Source organism: Neobacillus sp. NRS-1170 (assembly GCF_050468025.1).
Genome location: NZ_JBITPF010000078.1, coordinates 151,001 through 158,065 on the forward strand (window position 1 = coordinate 151,001; position 7,065 = coordinate 158,065).

Genomic DNA, 7,065 nt, shown 5'->3' on the forward strand with positions numbered 1-7,065 from the left:
CTAAAAAATTTCCACTTTCATTTTCTACTCATTTCTATGCTTCAATCTAGAGGTGAAGACTATTTATTGAGATAAGCGTAAAATAATTCCATCTGACAACCAGATGGGATTTCCTTTAAAACATACTCAGTCGATAATTTCTTGATAATAGTTCCAAAAGCTTAAGTTCGGCAACACTGTTCCCTTTTTCATCCAATGCAGTTTGGGTCCGGAAGTTTAAGTCTGGCATATTGTTTCGAATCCGACAATGGACAAGTCGAAGAATGTAATATTAATAAGAATCTAATCATTTCTTGGGGAATAAAGTACAAGTTTAGTAGAGATAATGATTTGTTTTTATTCAAAAAAAGCAAGCGGAACCCTCCCCTTGCATCATTATTATGAAAATACAAAAAATTGATTTATTTCGATTATCTAAATGTTAAGATAGACTAATAGTAAGCACATATAGGGAGAATATAAAATGCCTTTAGAAAAAAGGTCATTTACTTTACTACCTCTTTTCAAACTTAAACACCCATAATTGGAGCTTTTTCTTGGTTAAGCATAGTATTTTATTTTCTCCCATGCAAACAAACAGTATACTTAAACATCAAATATATTGACAGCTCTATTTTTTAACCTGTCTTTTACCTGATGCCTTATATATTTACCATGATGTATTTGGGACAAAAAAATAACACGCTTTTTCCAGCGTGTTCAAGAATTTTTATCTTGATCATGAAATTTCAAAACAGCGATTACAAACATGTCAAAACTAAGCATCAAGGACAGAACTTCGAATGTAGCTATTTATAAATCGCCTACATAGCCTTCCCTGCTAAAATGATAAAATCAGTCTAAGCCATTACAGGTAGTAGCTCCCTTTAAGGTAGAAGCAAGCCCAAGGTAATGAATAGATGGATAGTATGCTGCACCTAAACCAAATATCTCTTTATTTCCTCAATGATTTCTAATATTTCATTTACTAGCCGATTTCGTTGTCTAACGAAAAAGGTCATGGTGAAAAGAAATTCTTCAGGCGATGTATGCCTTATATAGATGTCTTTTACCTTTGCTAAGCCAGGGTAAGGTCGAAAAGGAAAGGTATTATCGTAATCATATTTACTTGAATATGAAAATTTAAGTCTATTTAATGTTCCGCCAATGTTTTTCAAAAGCTTATTGTACTTATTGGCATCCAGGACTTCTCTTCCTGATAGTTCTTGTACCGCTTCGGTTAAATCTTCAAAAGACTGATGAACGATGGTAAAATCGAAGGCCTCATCAGATCGTTTGTCCAAATCATCAATTATCTTTCTACTGGTTGTAATAAAATCAATAAGATTGATTGGCAGGATATTTATATTCGCTAATTCGTCAACAAGCCCCAGATGAATCACTGTATCTCTGACTAACAAATTTATATCTACCTTATCAATCAGATCTTCTTCTGTATGCCACCACCAGTTCCCCCCTGGAGTCTGATAAATTCTTTCCTCTTCTATTGGTTCATATTTAAGCATAAGATGGATAGGAATATTCGTCCCCCAAAAGGATTGGTCCGCTCCTCGAGGAAGATAATCAAAACGAGATGGCTCTTTCCCTGTATAGGCCGCGATAATATCCTTTAGAAACTGGGCATTCTCAAGGGATGTAGATCTTGGCACCACATGTACATTTCCCTTTGTACCTGGGAAGTCAATATTAATATGAGCCACGCATCGCTCATTGATTTCTTGCCAAAATTGATCACAATACCAAGCAGATCCTGCATACCGGCCATTTGAATGTCCAGGCCACCAGGCAATTTTGACCCCTCGTTTACATAGCTTGTTAGAAAATATCCGTGCCAATTCCAGCATGAGAGCGGTTGCAGTAGCATTATCTGTTGCCCCTTTATGCCAGGAATCATAATGACCGGAAATGAGGATGTACTCGTCCATTTCACCTGGTATATCGGCAACCGGAAGACTGACACGTTTGATTCCATTTTTAACCTCAGTTTTCAAAACCACCATAACGGAATCTTTCCGCATAAGTTCGAGCAACTTCATTCCATCATGATAGTTAATTCCAACAACAGGGATTTTCGTGAGTTGATCAAAGTTATCAATGGTCGGTGTGCCCCAAACAGTCCCAACGGTTTCTTCATGGATAGCCTCTTCTTTAGATGGCCAAATATGAATAAGGCCTATAGCTCCAGCACTTTCAATTTTTTTCACATAATCCTCAAAGTAGTTCCAGCTGACAACAATTTTATCTTTCATATTTTCGAAACGATCTGCTGGTCCGCTGACACTTCGATTATTTTCACTATCGCAGTCGTATATGACATTCCCCATGATTCCTTGTGGAAGATGGTAACCAAACGATCTTGTTTTTGCACGAATATCCAGGTGATTAGGTGCGATTACGGACACTTGCCCATCGACGGGGTCACTGAAATACCCATCGAATTGGTTGCGTTTATGTTGAATATGATGCCTTTGCAATGTTTCTACAATATAATCAACTGCTATTTCCGCCTCCTCTTCTCCGGTTAACCGTTCCCATTGGGAAAGAGTCTTCACATGCTGGTATAAAAGATTTTTATCAATCAAATCTAGTAGCTTTGAATATTTAGTAGATTGAGTATTCAATGGAATTCATCCTTCTATTAATAATGAATAATATCTGCCACGATGACAAAGAAAGCACCAATAACAACCCACATTAACAATAAAGGCCAGAAAAACTTTACCCATTCTTGATATTTTATCTTAGAAACGGCCAAGCTTCCCATTAACATTGCTGAGGTAGGCAGGATACAATTGGATAATCCGTCCCCGAGCTGATATGCGAGAACAGCAGTTTGTCTAGTGACATCAATCAAATCAGATAATGGAACCATTATTGGCATGGTCGTTGCGGCGAGCCCCGTTCCCGAAGTAATAAAGACATTCATAATGGTTTGGAAAAAGTACATGCCCAGTACTTGAACAAAACTTGGCAAATGGTCAACCATCAACGCAAGCCCATTGACAACCGAATCAATGACATGTCCTTGCTCTAACACGACCACTATTCCTTTTGCTAATCCTACTATGAAGGCACCAAATGTAATGGCTTTCGCTCCCGCCACAAATTCACTTGCAATTTTACTAGGACCATATTTTGATAAGAAACCAACAATAATTCCTAAAGCGAGGAAAAAGGCAGCCAGTTCCTGCATCCACCAACCTTTTTCCGATACCCCCCAAATTAATAGACCAAAACCAGCTAACACGGTAATAATCGTTAAATAATGAGTCACCTTCATGGACGGCAATGAAATCATACTAACAGTATCGTGTCCTTCTTCTTTTTCAAGTTCGAAGACAATACTTTTGGCTGGATCTTTTTTTACCTTTTTCGCATAACGAATAATATAAAGACTCGTGACAACTAATAGAATTACTAAGATAATGGCACGTAACCACATCCCTGAAAACATCGGAATTTCAGCGATTGATTGTGCGATACCAACGTTAAATGGATTAAGTAATCCTGCCGTAAAACCAACTGCGGCACCGAGCATCACCATGGCCGTTCCAGTCACGGCATCATAACCTAACGCTCTCGCAATGGCAATTCCGATCGGCACAAACGCCATAACCTCTGCTGACATCCCGATAGTAAACCCACCGACTGAAAAAATGGATAAGAAAATCGGAATGATGAGAAGACCGCGGTTCATAAAGGTCTTTCCAACCCTTGCTGCCACAGCTTCGATTGTTCCAGTAGAATTAATGATTTGGAAGACACCACCGACAATAAAGATAAAAAAGACCGTATCTGCTGCGTCAACCAGCCCATTGACAATCGCTAAAGGAATATCAATAAGACTGACAGGATTTTGATTTACGTGATGATAGGAATCCTGGACTACAACGGTATTACCAGTGCTCTTGTTTTCCACTCGATCAAATTCACCTGCTGGCAGTAAATATGTGAGTAGAGCTGCAATTAACACCATACTTAAAATGATGACATAGGTGTGTGGCATTTTTAAAAATTTTGCCTTAGGCTTTTCAACTGTTACATATGGGGCCGTTTTATTTAGTTTCACTTTCTTTCACCCTTTACCGTTTATTTGGAAAAACCAATCTTTTTCAAACTCTTATTGTTGTTTATTTCTTTTCCATTCTTCAAATTCACTGCGAATGGCTTGAAGGTAACCGTCATTTGTACACACATCATAAGCCGTCATCGCTAACGCCTTTGCCGCTTTATTTAAACCTTCCATCCCTTTTTCAGAACAGGCTGCCTCTACAAATTCAGGGGTATGAGTATTCGCTGTATCCGTAATTTTGATGTAAGGATGTATGGTAGCGGTGATCTGTCCAACATTTCCAATATCAGAAGAACCAATACCGCCCTTTTTTGGAGGCTCGCATACTTCTTCACCCAAAAGTTCCAAATTATCTTTAAATAAAAAGGCGAGCGCTTGGTTGTTGTTTCGTTCGGCGTAAATCAAGCCCTCCTCTATTTCCATTTTTGCGCCGACGGCTTCTGCCGAAGATCGTGCCGCTCTATACACCTTTTCACGGACAATCTCCAATTGTTCGACTGTCTCTGCTCTTAATAAAAATTCAGCTTCACAGTAGGCCGGTACTACATTCGTAGCTTCACCACCCTTTGTTATAATGCCATGAATTCTGACATCGTCCTTGAAAAACTGACGTAAGGAGTTGACAGCAACAAAGGTATTGATGACTGCATCCAATGCACTGATGCCTTTTTCAGGGCTGGCGGCAGCGTGCGTAGCCTTTCCGTAATATTTAAAGGCAGCGTCCACACAGGCCAATCCCCCGCGTAAAACCATTGTACTCTTATGCGGGTGACACATCATGGCCACATCAACGTGATCGAAAATTCCCTCTTCAACCATTAAGATTTTTCCCCCGCCTACTTCTTCTGCTGGAGTACCCAAAACAACGATTTTCCCCTTTAAATTTGGAATGGCATCCTTCAACGCTAATGCTGCCCCTACCGCAGACGTTCCGATGATATTGTGGCCACATCCATGACCCAATCCCGCCAGTGCATCATATTCAGCAATCAGTGCAATAGTGGGACCTCCAGGCTCCCCTTCCCATGTTGCCCTGAAGGAGGTTTCCAAATTGGCAATCCCTTTTTCAACGGTAAATCCAGCATTTTCTAATGGCTCTGTCAACCAGTTCATGGCTTTATGCTCATGAAAGCTAACCTCGGGATTCCGGTGAATTTTTAACGCTAATTCGCGTAATTCTGCATCCATGGAATCAACAACATCCAGAAGTGCCTTTTTCTGTTGGACTATTTCGACTTGCACAATTATACATCCCCTTAAATATTCAGAATAATCTTGAACTTATTGATATTTTACTTTCAGTCGAATAATAAGTAAAATTAAGCTTTTTTTAGATCCTTATAAAAAATTTTTATAGATTTTACATACAATTAACTGAATTTTTATTAATACATACTCTAATTAAACTTTTTTCAAACAAAAAAAGAGAATCACCTATCACGTGTTCTCTTTTAGTTCAATAGTTCCTGTTCGGATATTTTTTTTATATAATAAACAAATTCAGATACCGTTGCCAAACTCATCGATGCTTCTCTGTAATACATCCATGTTCTTCTTTTCATTTCCTGTCCATTTTTAAAAATCAAATTATAATAACGTAATTTGTCACTAGCTTTTAAAAAGACACTCGGTATGATGGAATAACCAAGTCCCTTTTTCACCATCTCCCTGCAAGTCTCGTAGCTATCTACTTGCATAGTAATCAAAGGCGGTTCTACAAACCTTTCATTCCACCAATATTCAATACTTTGGTCATATGGATTATAAGGACTTGTCTTATATTTTTGAAGAACTTTGGGCTCTTTTCTGTTAATCATCGGCATGTGGGGCAGTTCCTCTAAATCCATGTGCTGATTTGATATAATACATATATTTTCTTCGCTAAGGAGATATTTTTGATCAGACCAGTTATAGTCCCCTCTCACGATGGCAATATCAATCTGTCCATCCAAAAGTGAATCCATAATTTCTGTACTAAACCCTGTATCTACATTCAATTGAACTTTCGGAAACATATTCATATAATCCTTCAAAATGGAAGGAAGATTATACAATCCAAAGTGACTATTAACCCCTATTTTTAAACTGCCGGTCAGTTCACTTCCCATATTCATTAGAAATTCTTTGGTCCTTCGTAAATCTATCAGAATTCTTTTTGCATATTCAGCCAAATGTTCACCAGCAGGGGTCATTTTTATATTCTTTCCACTCTTAGAAAAGATCTCAACCTGGAATTCCTTTTCAATTTGCCGTATACGATAGGTTAAGGCTGGCTGTGTCATAAATAGCCGCTCCGCTGCATTTGTTAAATTTTGATCCTTTTGTAAGTACTGCAACAGCAAACAATCCTTCTCATCCATTTGGTTGTACCACCTGCCTCCATTAACATTCCCTTCTATTTAAACATAGCGGGACGATATTGACTAGATACCAAGTCGGCGCCATATTTTACCAAAATTCAGCATCCTTTCTCCCCCGTATCTTGGCTATTTTGTGAAAATCCCACAACTGGTAAATGTAATAGGGAATTTTAGACAAATATTGGTAAAAAGGAACAAGAAGAGGCAGAACGAAATTGCTAACGCGACTTAAAAAACAGTGCCTGTCACGTCCCGAATAATGTCGAATAATTCGGCAAAACACGGGTGGTGACAGTGGTTGCCCCCCTTATAATGGACATATAAGATAGTATGAAGATACGACAGACTGACATTTTTAGGGGGGAAATATCATGACAAAGAAACGTACATTTTCACATACTAGTGCCGAAGTTAAGTTGGAGGCGGTACTTCAAATATTAGAATCTAAGAAATCAGTAATAGAGGTTGCGAACGGTTTAAATTTACACCGTGATACCGTAAACCGGTGGGTTAATGCGTATAAGGATAAGGGGAAGACTGGTTTAGAAAACCAACGTTCTCACACATCCTCTCAACCTAAAAATGATAATAAAAAGGTGAAAGAGTTAGAGAAAAAATTAAAAGAAATAGAAT

6 protein-coding genes and 1 pseudogene are annotated in these 7,065 nt (G+C 38.4%); 1 reads left to right on the top strand and 6 read right to left on the bottom strand.

Annotated elements, in window-relative coordinates:
* Nucleotides 1-115: 115 nt before the first annotated feature.
* The 6 genes and pseudogenes from ACIFOT_RS28405 to ACIFOT_RS28430 all read right to left on the bottom strand — a co-directional run.
* Nucleotides 116-199 (bottom strand): annotated as a pseudogene (locus ACIFOT_RS28405) (glutaminase); the annotation flags it as partial.
* 500 nt (nucleotides 200-699) lie between these two features.
* Nucleotides 700-792 carry a putative holin-like toxin gene (locus tag ACIFOT_RS28410; RefSeq protein WP_430071159.1) on the bottom strand — a complete coding sequence of 31 codons (93 nt, stop codon included), beginning with the start codon at nucleotides 790-792 and terminating at the stop codon, nucleotides 700-702.
* Between the two features lie 125 nt (nucleotides 793-917).
* Nucleotides 918-2,621 (bottom strand): M28 family peptidase, encoded by a 1,704-nt coding sequence (locus ACIFOT_RS28415; protein WP_430071126.1) that lies wholly within the window; start codon nucleotides 2,619-2,621, stop codon nucleotides 918-920.
* Between the two features lie 17 nt (nucleotides 2,622-2,638).
* Nucleotides 2,639-4,069: a YfcC family protein gene (locus tag ACIFOT_RS28420; RefSeq protein ID WP_430071129.1), complete on the bottom strand. Its 1,431-nt coding sequence runs from the start codon at nucleotides 4,067-4,069 to the stop codon at nucleotides 2,639-2,641.
* Nucleotides 4,070-4,120: 51 nt separating this feature from the next.
* The gene (locus ACIFOT_RS28425; protein ID WP_430071132.1) at nucleotides 4,121-5,314 is read right to left on the bottom strand and encodes a M20 family metallopeptidase; all 1,194 of its coding nucleotides are present in this window, start codon (nucleotides 5,312-5,314) and stop codon (nucleotides 4,121-4,123) included.
* Nucleotides 5,315-5,523: 209 nt separating this feature from the next.
* The gene (locus ACIFOT_RS28430) at nucleotides 5,524-6,432 is read right to left on the bottom strand and encodes a LysR family transcriptional regulator (protein WP_430071135.1); all 909 of its coding nucleotides are present in this window, start codon (nucleotides 6,430-6,432) and stop codon (nucleotides 5,524-5,526) included.
* 371 nt (nucleotides 6,433-6,803) lie between these two features.
* On the opposite strand from ACIFOT_RS28430, the gene ACIFOT_RS28435 reads away from it, so the two are divergent.
* Nucleotides 6,804-7,065 (top strand): transposase (locus tag ACIFOT_RS28435; RefSeq protein ID WP_430071138.1); only part of this gene is annotated, 262 nt, incomplete at its 3' end.